11 protein-coding genes are annotated in these 16236 nt (G+C 69.8%); 5 read left to right on the top strand and 6 right to left on the bottom strand.

The window, feature by feature from the left end; genetic code table 11:
- Window positions 1–10: 10 nt before the first annotated feature.
- The 3 genes from AC1C2S_RS10330 to yczR all read right to left on the bottom strand — a co-directional run bounded on the left by AC1C2S_RS10330 (window position 11) and on the right by yczR (window position 8092).
- Complete coding sequence (locus AC1C2S_RS10330) at window positions 11–3616, bottom strand: efflux RND transporter permease subunit (protein WP_495352430.1); 3606 nt, start codon at window positions 3614–3616, stop codon at window positions 11–13.
- An 84-nt stretch (window positions 3617–3700) separates the two neighbouring features.
- The gene (locus tag AC1C2S_RS10325; protein WP_495352429.1) at window positions 3701–6493 is read right to left on the bottom strand and encodes an esterase-like activity of phytase family protein; all 2793 of its coding nucleotides are present in this window, start codon (window positions 6491–6493) and stop codon (window positions 3701–3703) included.
- Between the two features lie 156 nt (window positions 6494–6649).
- Entirely contained in the window at window positions 6650–8092 is a 1443-nt protein-coding gene (gene yczR, locus AC1C2S_RS10320) for a MocR-like transcription factor YczR (RefSeq protein WP_495352428.1), read from the bottom strand.
- A 62-nt stretch (window positions 8093–8154) separates the two neighbouring features.
- On the opposite strand from yczR, the gene yczE reads away from it, so the two are divergent.
- Window positions 8155–8946: a membrane protein YczE gene (gene yczE / locus AC1C2S_RS10315; protein ID WP_495352427.1), complete on the top strand. Its 792-nt coding sequence runs from the start codon at window positions 8155–8157 to the stop codon at window positions 8944–8946.
- 217 nt (window positions 8947–9163) lie between these two features.
- On the opposite strand, the gene AC1C2S_RS10310 is transcribed toward yczE, so the two are convergent.
- Window positions 9164–9922: a MerR family transcriptional regulator gene (locus tag AC1C2S_RS10310; protein WP_495352426.1), complete on the bottom strand. Its 759-nt coding sequence runs from the start codon at window positions 9920–9922 to the stop codon at window positions 9164–9166.
- 284 nt (window positions 9923–10206) lie between these two features.
- Here AC1C2S_RS10310 and AC1C2S_RS10305 point away from each other — a divergent pair, with 284 nt between their 5' ends.
- The 3 genes from AC1C2S_RS10305 (at window position 10207) to AC1C2S_RS10295 (ending at window position 12378) form a co-directional block, all read left to right on the top strand.
- Complete coding sequence (locus AC1C2S_RS10305) at window positions 10207–11112, top strand: DUF4097 family beta strand repeat-containing protein (RefSeq protein WP_495352425.1); 906 nt, start codon at window positions 10207–10209, stop codon at window positions 11110–11112.
- On the top strand, window positions 11109–11759 hold the full coding sequence (locus tag AC1C2S_RS10300; RefSeq protein ID WP_495352424.1) for a PadR family transcriptional regulator: 651 nt from the start codon (window positions 11109–11111) through the stop codon (window positions 11757–11759). Before AC1C2S_RS10305 ends, AC1C2S_RS10300 begins: the two co-directional genes overlap by 4 nt.
- Before the next feature lie 103 nt (window positions 11760–11862).
- On the top strand, window positions 11863–12378 hold the full coding sequence (locus AC1C2S_RS10295) for a GNAT family N-acetyltransferase (RefSeq protein ID WP_495352423.1): 516 nt from the start codon (window positions 11863–11865) through the stop codon (window positions 12376–12378).
- A gap of 55 nt (window positions 12379–12433) precedes the next feature.
- Here AC1C2S_RS10295 and AC1C2S_RS10290 read toward each other — a convergent pair whose 3' ends face one another.
- The gene (locus tag AC1C2S_RS10290) at window positions 12434–13165 is read right to left on the bottom strand and encodes a copper resistance CopC family protein (protein WP_495352422.1); all 732 of its coding nucleotides are present in this window, start codon (window positions 13163–13165) and stop codon (window positions 12434–12436) included.
- A gap of 99 nt (window positions 13166–13264) precedes the next feature.
- Window positions 13265–13897, bottom strand: a complete 633-nt coding sequence (locus tag AC1C2S_RS10285) for a hypothetical protein (RefSeq protein ID WP_495352421.1) — start codon at window positions 13895–13897, stop codon at window positions 13265–13267.
- Between the two features lie 172 nt (window positions 13898–14069).
- Here AC1C2S_RS10285 and AC1C2S_RS10280 point away from each other — a divergent pair, with 172 nt between their 5' ends.
- A complete protein-coding gene (locus AC1C2S_RS10280) occupies window positions 14070–16172 on the top strand; it encodes an APC family permease (RefSeq protein ID WP_495352420.1) in 2103 nt (700 codons plus the stop codon).
- Window positions 16173–16236 lie beyond the last annotated feature (64 nt).

Genomic DNA, 16236 nt, shown 5'->3' with positions numbered 1-16236 from the left:
GGCGCCGGGGTCAGATACCGTCGCCCGGGGAGACGTCGGCGGCGTCGGGGGCGGCGTCGGGGTCGGGGCTGGCGTCGGGGTCGGGGTCGAGGTCGGCGTCGGGGTCGAGGTCGGCGTCGGAGGCGGGGTCGGCGCTGGCGTCGGGGGCGGCGTCGGGGGCGGCGTCGGCCGCAGCAGGCGCGGCCGACTCAGTGCCCGGCTCGGCAGGCGCCGCCGCTGCAGACGCTGCAACGCCACCCGCGACGGCGAGCGCCGGCGACTCCGGCGACGCCGAGGCATCCCACTCGCCGCCCGCCGCCTTCGCCGCCCGCTTCACCCGGCGACGCTCGCGCCCGCCCTCGACGAGGTCGTAGAGCACCGGCAGCACCACGAGGGTGAGGGCCGTCGACGACACGAGTCCGCCGATCACGACGAGCGCGAGCGGCTGCGAGATGAAGCCGCCATGACCGGTGATGCCGAGCGCCATGGGCAGCAACGCGAAGATCGTCGCGAGCGCGGTCATCAAAATCGGCCGCAGTCGCCTCGACGAACCATGCACGAGAGCTTCACGCACGGTCATTCCGCGATCTCGATACTGGTTCACGAGGTCGACGAGCACGATCGCGTTCGTCACGACGATGCCGACGAGCATCAGCACACCGACGAGCGAGGCGACGCCGAGGGGGATGCCCGTGATCACCTGCAGCGCGATCGCACCTGTCGCCGCGAACGGCACCGACACCAGCAGCAGCAACGGCTGCAGCAGCGAGCGGAACGTCGCCACCATCACGATGTAGACGATCAGGATCGCGGCGAGCAGCGCAAGCCCGAGCTGCGAGAACGACTCGGTCTGGTCGGCGGTGACGCCGCCGATCGACGCCGTCGTGCCTGCGGGCAGCTCGACCGCCGCGACCGCCGCCGAGACGGCGCCGCTCGCCGTGCCGAGGTCGTCTCCCGAGGGCGTCGCAGACACGGTCGCGCTGCGGAGGCCCTGCACGGTCGTGACGGATGCCGGCCCCTCGACGTTCTCGACGGTCGCGAGCGAATCGAGCCGCACGAGGCCGGCGGGAGTCGGCACCTCGAGCGCCGACAGCTCCTCGACGGTGGCCGGCGGGTTCGCGGCGGCGAGGTAGATCGTGAGGGTCTTCTCGTCGATCACGACGGAGCCCGCGCTCTGCGGTTGCATCGCGGCGGACACGACCGAGCCGAGGGCGACCTCGGAGTAGCCCGCGGCAGCGGCATCCGCTCGGTTCACCTCGACGGCGACATAGGGCTGGGACTCCGACAGGTTCGACGACACCTGCGCGATGGAGTCGATGCCGTCGAGCTCTTCGACCACGGCGTCCGTCGCGGCCTGCAGGTCTTCGGTGTTCGAGGCGGTGATGTCGACTTCGATGTCGTTCGAGGCCCCGAATCCGCTCGACGCGGCGAGCGTCACGTCGCCGACGTCGTCGAGGGCGGCGAGATCGTCGCGCACGCTCGCCTGCAGTGCATCTTGATCGGCACTCTCGTCGGTCGTGACCGAGTACGTCACGGTCGCCCCGCCTCCGCCGAACGCGGCGGCGAGTCCGCTGCCGCCGCCGATCGAGGTCTGCACGGTCTCGACGCCCGCAGTGTCGCGGATCACCCGCTCGACGGGCTCGGACGCCGCTTCCAGCGCGCCGAGGCTCGTGCCGACCGGCAGCTCCTGCGACACCTGGAACGTGTTCTGGCCCGAGGATCCGAGGAAGTTCGTCTTCATGAGCGGAGTGAGCGCGACGGTGCCGCCGAGCACGAGCAGCGCCACGATGATCGTCACGACGCCGTGCTTCAGGGTCCATCCGATGATCGGCAGGTAGCCGCGCTGCAGGCGCGACGGGTGCTCGAGTTCGTCGACGGCTGCTGCGGCGCTCGTGCCGGTCGCCGGCACCGGCGTTTCGTCGACGAACGCCGCCGCCGCGACTTCCGCGTCTTCGTCGTGCTTGTGCAGCTTCGCGGGCTTCAGGAACCAGTACGCGAGCACCGGCACGATCGTGAGCGAGACGAGCAGTGAGGCGACGAGCGCGATGGTCACGGTGAGTGCGAACGGCCGGAACAGTTCTCCTGTGACGCCCTCGACGAGCGCGAGCGGCAGGAAGACCGCGACGGTCGTGATGGTGGACGCCGTGATGGCCCCGGCGACCTCGCGTACGGCGTGCACGATCGTCGAAGCCTTGTCGACGCCTTCGACGAGGTGGCGCTTGATGTTCTCGATGACGACGATGGAGTCGTCGACGACACGGCCGATGGCGATCGTGAGCGCCCCGAGCGTGAGGATGTTGAGCGTGTAGTCGGCCGCCTGCAACCCGATGAAGGTGATGAGCACCGAGGTCGGAATCGAGATCGCGGTCACGAGCGTCGCCCGGATCGAGAGCAGGAAGACGAGGATCACGATCACCGCGAACAAGAGGCCGAGCAGACCCTCGGTCGCGAGCGACTCGATCGACTGCTCGATGTAGGGTGCCTGGTCGAAGACGACCGTGAAGGTCGCGCCCGGGTTCGTGGTGTCGAGCGAGGACTCGAGGTCGGGCAGCAGCGCGGTCACCGCGTTCGACACCTCGACGGTGTTGGCTGCGGGCAACTTCGTGACCGAGATGGTGAGTGCGGGCTCGCCGTTGACGCGCGAGATGCTCGAGACGGGGTTGTCGGTGAGTTCGACGGATGCCACGTCGGCGATCGTCGCCGCGACGGGCACGTCGATCGTGGTCGCGAGGGTCCCGGCGCCCTGGCCGGCGCCGGGCAGCTCGGCGCCGGCGTCAGGCACCTCCGTGCCGTCGGTGGGCACCTCCGTGCCGTCGGTGGGCGTCTCGGTGCCGGCGTCGGGCACCTCCGCGCCGTCGGTGGGCGTCTCGGTCGCGGCATCCGGCACCTGCTCGGTGGCACCGAGCACGGGCAGCTCGGCGATCTCCTCGATGCTGGCGATGCGGGTGCCGGTCTGCACGGCGAAGGTCGAGTCGCCCTCGGTGATGCTGCCGGCCGGTACGAGCAGGCCGTTCTGCTGCAACGCGTCGCGGATCGCCTGCTGGGTCAGCCCGAGCGCCGCGAGCTTCTCGGTGTCGGGCGTGATGGTGACGCGCTGTCCGACTTCGCCGATGAGGCTCGCCTCGCGCACGCCGTCGACGTCGGTGATCTCGCCGAGCGTCGTGCGCTCGATCTCATCGGAGAGGGCGCTGATGTCGTCGACGCCGGTCACCGCGATCTGCAGCACCGGAAAGTCGTCGAGACTGAGCGCGAGCACCTGCGGGTCGACGTCGGCGGGCAACTGGCTCGAGATGCGGTTCACGGCCGAGAGCAGCTTCTGCTCGGCGAACGCGAGGTCGGTGCCGTAGGTGAAGCTCGCGGTCACCCGCGAGAGGCCGGTCGAGCTCGTCGTCGAGGTCGTCTCGAGTCCGGTGATGCCCTGGATCGCGGTCTCGATCGGCGTCGAGACATCCGTGTTGACGATGTCGGGCGATGCACCCGGGTAGCTCGTCACGATCGACAGCTGCGGGAACTCGATCGACGGTGCCAGCTCCTGCTTGAGGCTTGTGAGCGAGATACCGCCGAAGATCGCAACGACAATGGTGATGAGCGCGATGAGCGCGCGGTTCTTCATGCTGAGTGCGGCGAGCAGGTGCATTGCTCGATTCTCGCAGGCGCCGACGTCGCAATAACTCGAACCGATGAAATCCGAGCGGCATTCGGTGACGCGATCCGGTCTCCGTTACGCCGCGCGACGCCGTGCGAGCAGGAGGAACACGGCACCCGCGATGAGAATCAGCGCCGCAACGAGGATCACCCCCATCGACTCGACACCCGTGCTCGCGAGGCCCGCGGCGCTCGCCGATCCACCCGTCGTGACGGTGATCGCGGCGGACAGGGTCGTGCCGTCGGGCAGCATGGCGACGATCGTGTGGGCCCCCGGCGCCGTCGCGGCGGGGATGCGGGCGGTGAAGGCCAGCGCGCCGTCGGCCGACGCGGTCGCCTGGCCGAGCACCACGGGCTCGGAGTGGAGCTCGAGCCGCACCTCGTCGCCGGCCGCGAAGCCGGCGCCGCGCACGGCGAGCGTTCCGCCAGCTTCGACCGAATCGGCGCCGAGGTCGAGCGTCGGCGCCTCCGGTCCACCGGGCTCACCCGGGCCGCCGGGCACCGTCGGGAACACCTCGTCGGCCGAACCGAGGCCGAGGAACACGGTCTCGCCCGTGGCATCCTTCAGCCCGTCGTTGTCGGTGACGCCGTACAGCGCCCCGTCGGCCGCGAGCGCGAAGCCCTCGAGCTTCTCCTGCGTCCAGCCGCCGGTCGCCCGGAGCTGCGGCAGGACATCGATCGCGGTGGTCTTCTCGAGCACCGGCAGCGTGCCGGACGCGGGCGCGCCCTCTGGGATCTCGACGCGCGTCACTCGCTTCACCGCGGCCGCAGGGCCGTTGAGCTTGTCGCGCTCGATGACGGCGAGGGTGTTCTCGTCGATCGCCGTGATCTCGGAGAGCCCCATCCAGTCGCCGGCGACGGCCGTGGCCGCGAGCTGGTAGGCGAACCAGGCCCACTCGCCGGACGCCACGTCGTAGCGGCCGATGCGAGCGAGGTCGGCACCGTCGACGGTCGCCGCGCCGGCGCCCGTGACCGCGGGGTCCGCCCACAGCGGACGCTGCAGCGCCACCCAGAGCTGCTCGTCGTCGCCGGTGCCGATCGAGGTCACTCCCTCGAGTCCCCACTTGGCGATGTGGGCCGTCACCTCGGCAGGCAGTGCAATGGTCTCGACGACGGCTCCGGCGGCATCCGTTCGCACAACACGGTTGTCGGCGCCGATCGCGCCCTCGATCGCGAGCCAGAACCCGCCGTCGGCACGCGCCTGCAGTCCTTCGATGTCGAGCGCGACGGGCGCACCGCCATCGGTCACCGGCAGCGCCGAGGTGATGCGCGCCGGGGTCTGCGTCACATCCACCGAGTACACCGTGCTCGGCGAGACTGCGGCGTCGCTCGCGGCGTAGACGACGCCCGCGTCGCCCGGGTGCCCGCTGAGCGCGCCGAGCGCTGCCCAGCCGATCGGTGCACCGTCGACGAGGTCGGAGACGATGCTCGGCTGTGCCGGCTGTGCCGGCTGCGCCGACTGCTCGCCGCCGAAGGTGTAGAGGTTGACCGCGGCGCGCACGCCGACCGATGCCTCGTCGGTCTCGCTCGACACGACGAGCAGGTCGCTGCCCGGCACGGGAAGGATGCCCTCGGGGCCGTTCGTCGCGAACAACAACTGGCTGAACACCGGGGAGGCCGCGTCGCTCACGTCGTACACCGCGACGAAGTTCGACCGCTCGCTCGCCACGAAGGCGTACGGCACTCCGTCGAACTCGGCGACGGCGAGCCCCTCGGGCTCGCTGCCCTTCTTCGCTGCGCGGTCGTCGTTGGAGAGGCCGTGCCGCACAGCGAGGTGCTCGAACGTGTTGCCTGCGTCCCACACGACGTCGCCGGACTCCGCGTCGAAGACGGTCCAGCCGCGTGTGCCGCCCTTCCAGTCGCCCTCGTTCGCAGTGGCCAGGCGATCGTCGCCGATCCAGGCGATCGAATCGGGCTCACGCGGGGTCTGCCCGATCGAGCCGGTCAGGTCGATGCGCTTGTCCTTCTTCGTGTCGATGCCGTCGACGGCGACCGAACCGGCCGAGAAGGCTCGCACGACCTCGCGCGTCGGAAGGTCGATGATCGCGATGCCGTTGTTCTCCTGCATCGTGACCGCGAGCTGGTTCTGCCCGTTGATGGTGACGTACTCGGGCTCGGGGTCCGTCGGGGTGTCGAGGCCGGCCGCGGCAATCACGGCGATCGGCGAGCCGTCCTCCTCGAGGAACGGCACCGGGTCGACCGTCCACGCCGCCGGGTCGGCGCCGAGGCCGAGCACCTGCACGAAGCCGCCGGGCAGCTGCGGCAGGTCGCCCTCCTCACCACCGGCGGGCGTCGCCGCCTCGTCGCGCTGGTTCTCGATCGCGATCGCCGCGTAGGCGCCGTCCTTCGAGATCGCGATCGAATCGGGCTGACCCTCGAGATCGATGCTGCGCACGACCGACCGATCGTCGGCCCGGATCACATCGAGGCGACCGGCCGGTTCGGTGAACGCGCCGCCGGTCTCATCGACGACGACGAGGATGAAGTCGCCGTAGGCGGCGACCGAGGTGGGCTGGTCGTCGGCGTGGCCGAGCGATGCGAGTTCGATCGTGCCGTCGCCGACCGGGTTCGAGGGGTCGGTCACGTCGAGGAAGCCGATGCGCTTGCCGAGTGCATCGGTGTACACGACGGTGGATCCGTCGGGCGTGATCGCCGAGATCTCGGCGACCGTTTCCGATGCGGGGTCGACGCCCTCCGGCAGGTTCTGGAACACGGGATACGTCGCCGTGCGATGGAACGCGGACGAGCCGGATGCGGCCTCGGCCGGCGCCGCGACCGCGGAGCCCACGAGGGTGCCGCCGGCGATGACGGACGCCGCGACGAGCGCAGCGACGGACAGTGGACGTACGGACAGTGGGCGTACGGACATGTCGGGCACACTCCAGCGGGTCGAGACGGGGGTCGGCGACAGGTTGGCGATGCCAGGCGACGTGACGGTGCGGCCGAGGTGGACGCCCGGTGGCCATCGGGTGAACAGCGATCGGGCTCGCGGATGCCGCGGGGTGGGCGGCGCGCCGGCGCGCCGCTACACGACCGACGCGAGCAGGCTCTGGTCGGGCGCCGGCACCGCCCCCGAGAGCGAGTGCCACGCGCGGGCGAGCGCCTGCACCGCGGCATCCGTCGTCTCGGTCGGATAGCAGATGGGCAGCCTGAGGAATCGCTCGAACGCACCGTCGATGCCGAACCTCGGCCCCGCCGCGATGATCAGCCCCTGCGAGCGGGCGGCGAGCGCGAGCTGCGAGCTCACGGCAGCGCCGAGCCCGATCCACGTGACGATGCCGCCGTCGACATGCGGCACATTCCATTCGGGGAATGCCTCGGCGAGCAGCGCCTCGAGACGGTCGCGCCCGGCGCGGAGCTGCTCGCGGCGCAGGTCGAGGATGTCGTCCATGTGCGGGAGCAGGCGCGTGACGAGCAACTGCTCGATGATCGGCGTGCCGAGATCGCCGGGTGAGCGCACCGCGAGCAGGCGGCGGATGAGCGGTTGATCGCCGCGGATCCAGCCGACGCGCACACCGCCCCAGACGGTCTTGCCGACCGAGCCGACCATGATCGCCGGGCCGTACGCTGCCATCGGCAGGAAGGATTCTGCGCGGTCGATGTCGAGCTCGCCGGTGGTCTCGTCGGCGAAGATCACGGTGCCCTGGCGGGCGGCCGCATCGAGCACGCGCTCACGGGCGTCGACGCTCATCGATCGCCCCGTCGGGTTCTGGAAGTCGGGCATGAGATACGCGGCAACCGGGTTCGAATGCCCGATCGCTCGAGTGAGCGCCTCGGTCTCGGCCTGCCCGGTCCAGGCCGGGTCATCGCGCGACGCGACGCTCACGGGCACGAGCCGGGCACCCGCCGCGCGCAGCGCCTCATACGCGTGCGGGTACGTCGGCGCCTCGATGATGGCCCGGTCACCGCGCCCGACGATCGCACGGGAGAGCAACGCGATCGCGTGCTGCGCACCGATCGTGACCATGATCTGCTCGGGAGCTGTCGGGAGTCCGCGCGCCGTGTAGCGATCGGCGATCGCCGCACGCAACGCGGGCGTGCCGATCGGATCGAACCCGGCGTCGCCGAGGTGCTCTGGCAGATCGTCGATCGCCTGCCGCGCGACATCCGGAAGCCAGGGAAGCGCCGGGGGCGCCGCCTTGGAGAAGTCGATGTAGTCGGATGCGGGCGGGGCCGGCAGGATCGTCGGCGCTCCGGGCAGTCTCGCGACGCTGCCCGAGCCGCGCAGGCTCAGCACGAGCCCCTGCTCGCGAAGATGCCGGTAGGCAGCAGTCACCGTCGTGCGACTGAGCCCGAGTCGCTCGGCAAGATCGCGCTCGGCCGGCAGCCGGGTGTCGACGGGGATGCGGCCGTCGAGCACGAGCAACCGGATGCGTTCGGCGAGCGCGTGATACGCGCTGCCAGCGCCCGTTCGCCAGTCGCCGAGCAGGTTCTCGAGCGATCGCGCGCTCAGTGTGGACTCCGCCATTCGAGCCACTTTAGACGAATTGGCTCTTGGCGAAAAGGCCAATCATGCAATTGGATTGCAGAATGCCCCGCTCGACCCTCTTCCAGTCTGCCGATTCGACCCCGGTACTCGTACGCCGGTTCGTGCAGCTCTTCGTCGGGCTGTTCCTCTACGGCATCGCCATCGCACTCATCGTGCGCGGCGAGCTCGGCGTCGGCCCCTGGGACGTGCTGACGCAGGGCATCGCGAAGCACACCGGCGCCGGCTTCGGCCTCATCACGGTGCTCATGAGCGGCGTGGTGCTGCTGCTCTGGATCCCGATCCGCCAGCGACTCGGGTTCGGCACCGTCATGAACGCCCTGCTCATCGGCCCGGCCGCCGACGTCGGCCTCTGGCTCATCCCTCCGGGGCTCGACCTCTGGGTGCGCGTGCTCCTGCTCCCCGCAGGCATCCTCCTGCTCGCCGTGGCGACCGGCCTCTACATCGGCGCGCACTTCGGCCCCGGCCCGCGCGACGGCCTGATGACGGGCCTGCATCGCGTCACCGGCTGGAAGATCTGGATCGTGCGCACCGGCATCGAGCTCGTCGTGCTCGCCGCCGGCTGGCTGCTCGGCGGCAACGTCGGCATCGGCACCGTCGCCTTCGCGGTGCTCATCGGTCCGCTCTGCGGGTACACCATCCCCCTGTTCGCGATCAAGCGCGCGCCGCGCGCGCCGGTCGCGCCGGGCTTCGAAAGCGCGCCGGACGCGCCAGACACACCGGGCATCGAGCGAGCGGATGCCGCTGCGCCCGGGTCCCCCGCCACATCCGCGACATCCGCCGCGGCATCCGCCACATCCGCCGACCCCGCGACATCCGCGACATCCTCCGCCTGACCGCGACCCTCGCCACCATGACCGCCACATCGACTCCCAGCAATTCAGGACGGCGATGGCGTGTCTCACGCGCAACCGTGGCGACACGCCGGGCGACACGCCTCCGCTCCTGAATTGCTGAAGCCGACCGGGCGCGGAGACCGCAGTCGCCCCCGAGGCCGGGACACCTCGGGGGCGACTGCACGAGCTCGCGCTCGCGCTACAGCTCGCGCTCGCGCTACAGCTCGCGCTCGGCGTAGGCCGTCATCGCGTCGCGCACGAACTCGGCGCCCGCCTGACCGCCGTAGTTCGCGCCGAAGCGCTCATCGGCCACGTACATCTCGGCGAGGCCGAGGAAGTAGGCCTTGCTCGGGCCGGCAGCGCCGCCACCCGGCGTACCGGGCACGCCGCGCAGCCACTCGAACTGCCGCTGCGCGAGCGCCTGCGCCTCGTCGCCCGTGGGGTCTACGCCCCGCTCGAACGCCGAGATCCAGTCGCTGCTCAGCTGCAAGACGCGCTGCTGCCCCGCAGCCTTCTCTTCGGCGCTCAGCGACCGCCACCACGCGTCGCTCTTCGCGTACGCCTCCTTGCCCCAACGTTCCTCGACCTCCTCCTTGTACTGGGTGTGGTCGAATCCGTCGAACATGTTCTCTGCCATGAGTTGTTCACCTCCTTCCAATGCTCCGATGGTGTTGACGACCGACGCGATCTGCCGCGCCAGCCGCTGCTGCTCGCCGCGCAGCCACTCGAGGTGGCCGCGGAGCGCATGCGGGGCGCTCTCCTCGCGGTCGAGCACCTCGCCGATCGCCGGGAGTCCGATGCCGAGCTCGCGCAGCAGCAGGATGCGCTGCAGTCGCACGAGCGCGGCGTCGTCGTAGTAGCGGTATCCGTTCGAGCCGATGCGCGTCGGTGCGAGCAGCCCGATGTCGTCGTAGTGACGCAACGTGCGGCTCGTCGTGCCGGCGAGCTTCGCGATCTCCTGGATCGACCAGTCCACGGCGTACTCCTCTCGTGATCGGCGGGGCGTCTGCCCCACGTCATCGACGATAGAGGTTGACGTCGCGTCAATGTCAAGCGGCGGCATCCGCTCGCCTCGGCGAACTCTGGCCGACACAACGCGCGACTCGCGAATCGCGCACTTGCGAATCGTGCAATCGCGATATATCGTGTTTACGAACCACACGCGATATATCGCGATACGAACTTCGAGGGCAGCGGATGCCGCGGCATCCGACCTCGCGACAGGCCTCGGCGGCGGGGCAGCAACAGAAGGAGCACAGCATGTCCATCGAGAAATGGGTCATCAACCCGGGCGAGACCCGGATCATCGACCTCGAACTGGTTCGCAAGCTCAAGGTGAGTCTCATCGGCGGCAAGGTCGACGTGATCGCCCACGACGAGCCCGGCGCACGCATCGAGGTCTCGAACGTCACGGGCAAAGACCTCAAGATCGAGATCGACGGCGACTCGCTCGAGATCGACCACCCGCAATTGCGGTGGGACAACTTCATCGACGTCTTCAAGGGCTGGGCCGGCAACGCGAAGGCCGACGTGTCCATCCTCGCCCCGCGCCATGTGGTCATGAAGCTCGGCGTGGTCTCGGGCGACGCGCTCGTCTCGGGATTCACGACAGATGCCAAGCTCTCCACCGTCTCGGGCGACCTCGTGCTCGACAACCACGAGGGTGACGTCGAACTCTCGACGGTGTCGGGCGAGGTGTCCGCCGGCAACCACACCGGCCGCATCACCGCGCACTCGGTCTCGGGCGACGTCGTCGCCACCGGCGACGTGCGTTCGTTCAACGCCGACACGGTGTCGGGCAACATGATCCTCGATGCGTTCGGCACGCCCGACCGGGTCGACACGAACACCGTCTCGGGCAACCTGACCGTGCGCTTCGCGCCGGGCGCCGGCGCTCGCTACCGCATCAACACGGTCGGCGGCACGGTGCTGATCGACGATACGACCATCAGGGGCATGCTCGGCAAGGGCTTCGAGCGCATCACCGGCGAGCTGTCGGGCCGGTGGCTCGACCTCGGCGCGAACAGCGTCTCCGGGTCGATCTCCGTCATGCGCCGCGAGGCGAACAGCACGGCGACGGATGCCGCGGGCGCGAGCCACGGCGACGCGTCGAGCGCTTCGGGCTCGAGCGCTTCGGGCTCGAGCGACGACGAGGCATCCGCATGACCCCGCCCGTCTTCGCCCACGGCAGTCTGCGCCTCTACCTGTTGGCGCTGCTCGACGAGCAGCCGCGTCACGGCTACGAGCTGATCCAGGCGCTCTCCGATCGGTTCGGCGGCACCTACAGTCCGAGCGCCGGAACGATCTACCCGCGCCTCTCGAAGCTCGAGGAGGAGGGCCTCGTCTCGAAGTCGACCGACGGCCGCAAGACCGTCTACGAGATCACGGATGCCGGCCGAGCCGAACTCGAGGCACGCCGCGACGAGCTCGACGGCATCGAGAACGAGGTGACCGATTCCGTGCGACGCCTCGCCGACGGCGTGCGCGCCGAGGTCAACGATGCGATGCGATCGCTCCGAGCCGAACTGGCGAGCGCAGCCCGCGAGGCCAAGCGGTCGGCGACCAAGATGCCGGCATCGGCGGCGTCGGCCGGCAGCACGTCGACCACCGGTTGGGGCGGCGACGCCCGTGCCGAAACGGGCCGCGCGGTGCACGAAGCCGACCTCGTGCTGAGCGAGTTCCGGCAGCAGCTGCGCACCGACCTGCGCACGCACGCGAGTCGCGGTCGCGTCACGCCCGAGTCGGTCACGCTCCTCAAGGCGCGACTGGCGCAGGTGCGCGCCGACGTGCTGGCGACACTCACCGACCGCTGAGCCGGCATCCGCCGCTCAGTACCAGGTCATGCGGGACGGATGCCCCCGCTCCGTCCCGCATGTCAGTCGTGGGTTTGTCGGTCGTGCGTGCTTCGATGACGAAATGCCCGACATCGAACTGCGCGCCTGGTCCGAAGACGATCTCGAACTGCTGCACCGCGCGAACACGCCTGAGCTCATGGACCAGCTCGGCGGTCCCGAGAACGACGAGCAGGTGCTCGCACGTCACGAACGCTATCTCCGACTGCAGCGCGAGGGCACGGCCCACCAGTTCCGTGTCGTGATCCCGGGGCATCCCGACGGCGTCGGCATCGTCGGCTACTGGCAGCACGAGTGGCACGGCGAGCCCGCCCTCGAGAGCGGATGGTCGGTCGAGGCCGAGTACCGCGGCCAGGGCATCGCTCCTGCCGCGGTGATCGTGATGCTCCAGACGGCGCGCGCCGATGGCGAGACTCTGCCGGTGCACGCGTACCCGCGCGTCGACAATCCTCCGTCGAACGTCGTCTGCCGCAAGGCGGGCTTCCGGCTGCTCGGCGAAGAGGAGTTCGAGGTGAAGCCCGGCCTCGTGCTGCACACCAACGACTGGGTCTTCGACCTCGGCCAGCCGCCTCAGGCCTAGCACGAAGCCGGGCGAGAGCGGATGCCGCGTCGCCCGCGGCATCCGCTCGCTTCGCTCAGGCGACGTCGCCAGACGAACCGGTGCCATCGGTGCCGGTCGAGTCCGTTCCCGACGATCCCGAGCCGTCTCCCGCGCCAGGACCGGCGCTCTTGCGCCTCGCGTTCACGATGACGGCGGCGATGAGTGCGAGAATTCCGAGTCCGCCGACGACGAAGCCGGCGATCGCCCACCCGTCGGGGCCGCTCGCGGCGGCGTCACTGTGCGCATCGTCGTGCGCGTCGCCGTCCTCGGCGTGCTCACCCTCACCCTCGTCATCGCCTGCTGCCGCGTCGTCGTGCGGCGGCTGCTCGGTCCAGGTGCCGGTCGCGTCGGCGCCGACCCCGAAGTCGATGGTTCCCTCGATGGGGTGCCCGTCACTCGACACGGCACGCCAGCGCACCTGATACTCGCCCTCGAGGTCGGCGGGAAGTGAGGCCGTGACGCGTGGCCCGGCGATGACGGGCTCGCCCACGGCGATCTCTTCGCCGTGGTGGTCGACCACGACGACGGCGGTGCCGACCTCGATGATGTCGTTCGAGAAGTCGAGCACGACCTCGTCGGGGACGGTATCGAGTACCTGCCCGGGCTCGGGGGTGGACCCGACGAGCTCGTCGTGGGCGAACGCCGGCGAGGCACCGGCGAGGGTGACGGTCGCCGCGACGGCGAGCGCGGCGGCGGCGAGCACGAGCGCCCGCAGTCGAGTGGTGCGGTCCGTCGAGCGGTCCGCGGTGGTTGCGATGGTCTTCACGCTTGGGAGTCCTTCTCCTCGTGTCCGGGAACGTGCGCGCGATCTCGGTCGCGCGCAGGGGCATCCGGATATGTCTTGAACCGCCGATCGGCGGGGGTGTTATGCGGAGGCGAGGAGGAGCGGCGGACCGCGAGACCCGAACGCGGCGTAACGGAGCCTCGAGCGAAGCCGCGGCGGAGCCGACACGATGGGTCGGCTCAGCGCCGGCGTCGACACGGCGACCGGCTGCGGCCGGGTGGTGAGCCTCAGTACGAATCGGCGGGCGGCGGCAGCGACCGCACGCCAGGCCGCCTGTTCGAAGGCGAGCAGGTACACGATGGTGAGGGCGGCAGCGACGGCGTGACCGGCGAACATCGCAGCATCAGTGTGAACGTGTGCGGCACCCGCGGCACCCGCGGCACCAACCGCGGCCGCGCCGTCGATGTACGCGACGGTCTGGTGGTGGCCGGTGCCGTCGATGACGAACGACCCGGCCGGCCGGCCGGCGCCAGCGCCGACGCCGAAGAGCAGATGGAACGTGCCCTGGCTCGCGATCACGGCCAGCGCGGTGCGCAGCGGCGTCGAACGGCGGCCGACGAGGGCGACGGATGCCGCGAGCGCGACGATGCCGGCGAGCACGAGCCCGACCCCGCCGGGCGCTTCAGCACCGGCGGCGGCGTGCGAGAACGCGGCGAGGAGCAAGGCCACCGCAGCGGTGGCGGAGCCCCGCGCGAGCTGCATCGCACGGTTCACGTCCGCTCCCGGGTGGCTCGAATGATCGAAGAGTCGTCACAACTCTACAAGGCGCGAACGGCGGCGACCGTGGGCGTGGTGCAGACCGCGTTCAGGTGCGGCGCGAGGCATCCGTGACCCTGCATCGATCGCCCTCTTGACACGGGCCGCCGCGGGTGTAGTCTCAACCGCCGTGACGAATGAGGCGGATACACCGCCGGCTGAATTGAAGTCGCCGAAGAACTGGATCATCGGCGACCCGCTCCCGACCGAGCATCTCGAGGGTCAGCTCCTCCCGAAGCGCTTCGCGCTGCCGATCTTCGCGAGCGACCCGCTCTCTTCTGTGGCGTACGCACCGCAAGAGCTCCTGATGATCCTCATGGTCGGCGGCCTCGCCTTCCTGAGCTTCGCACCGTGGGTCGCGCTCGCGGTCGTCGTGCTGCTCGTGACGGTCGTCGCGAGCTACCGGCAACTGATTCGCGCCTACCCGTCGGGCGGTGGCGACTACGAGGTGGCGCACAAGAATCTCGGCGAGAAGTCGGGTCTCGTCGTGGCATCCGCCCTGCTCGTCGACTACGTCATGACCGTCGTCGTCTCGGTCGCGTCGGGGGTCGACAACATCATCTCGGCGATCCCGGAGCTGAACCCGTTCCGGGTCGAACTGGCCGTCGTCTTCGTCATCATCCTCGCCGCCGTGAATCTCCGCGGTGTCAGCGAGTCGTCGAAGGCGTTCGCCGTGCCGACGTATCTCTTCATCGGCAGCGTGTTCATCATGGTCGTCATCGGCCTCACCCGCACCGTGCTCGGCGACCCGCCGGTGGCCGAGTCGGCGACCTTCGGTGTCGAGGCCACGTCGATGACGCAGGCGGGCGTCATCCTGCTGCTGCTCCGATCGTTCGCGAGCGGATGCTCCGCTCTCACGGGCGTCGAGGCGATCTCGAACGGCGTGCCCGCGTTCCGGTTCCCCAAGGTCAAGAACGCGCAGATGACGCTCGTGCTCATGGGCGGCATCGCGATCGTGCTCTTCGCGGGCCTCACCGCCGTCGCGCTCATCTCGCAAGTGCACTACGCCGAGGACCCGTGCGACCTGGTCGGCTGGGCGGAGTGCGCCATCGAGCCGCAACGCAGTCTCATCGCCCAGGTCGCGGCGTCGACGTTCGGCGACGGCACGGTGTTCTTCTACGTGATCCAGGCTGCGACGGCACTCGTGCTGCTGCTCGCGGCGAACACCGCGTTCAACGGCTTCCCGCTGCTGGGATCGGTGCTCGCCCGCGACCGCTACGCCCCGAAGTCGCTGTCGACCCGCGGCGACCGCCTCATCTACTCGAACGGTGTGGTGATCCTCGCGCTCGCGGCATCCGTCATTCTGGTGATCTTCCAAGCGAACCTGACGGTGTTGATCCAGCTGTACATCATCGGCGTGTTCGTCTCGTTCACGCTCGGGCAGACCGGAATGGTTCGGCACTGGGTGCGAGCGCTTCGTCAGCGGCGGCATCCGGTCGGCTCGAAGTCGACGAGAGGGCGAGCGGATGCCTCGGGCTCCGCGCCGCTGACTCGCGGGGCGATCTGGCGTGCGCTCGTGATCAATGCGATCGGCGCCGTGATGACGGCGGTCGTGCTCATCGTCGTCACGATCACGAAGTTCACCCACGGCGCGTGGATCGTGTTCGTGCTGATGCCGATCCTGTTCTTCCTCATGATGGGCGTGAACCGCTACTACCGCGACGTCGAGAAAGAGATCGAGGTCGACCCGACCACGACCTTCGGCGCGACGGGCGACCATGCGATCGTGCTCGTCGGCCGCATGCAGAAGCCGACGTTGAAGGCGCTCGACTATGCGATCGCGGCCCGCCACGACTCGCTCGAGGCGGTGCATGTCTCCCTCGACGAGGAGGAGACGAAGCGCCTGAAGAAGGACTGGGTGAAGCAGAACATCCACGTGAAGCTGCGCATCCTGAGCTCGCCGTATCGCGACCTCAGCTATCCGCTGATCCACTACATCAAGTCGCGGCGCGAGGAGCACGGCTCCGAGGTCGTCACGGTGTACATGCCCCAGTACATCGTCGGGCATTGGTGGGAGGGCATCCTGCACAACCACAAGGCGCGGCGCATCAGCCAGAAACTGCTGCTCGTGCACGGCGTCACGGTCGCGCTCGTGCCGTGGTTGCTCGATTCCTCCGACCTGCTCTACGGCCGCCGCTCGCGCCCGTTGCCCGGACAGGATCGTCGCGGCGAGCCCGTGCGTCCGGTGCCGCGACGCCCGCTGTCCGAGTCGAATCGGAAGCGCGCTCGCTAGACATCGCGCATGGCGACGGAATACACGGATGCCTCGATGCGCGAGTTCATCGACCGTGTCGAGC

This window comes from Agromyces sp. Y782 (assembly GCF_059445405.1).
This window is presented reverse-complemented; position numbering and strand designations above follow the sequence as displayed.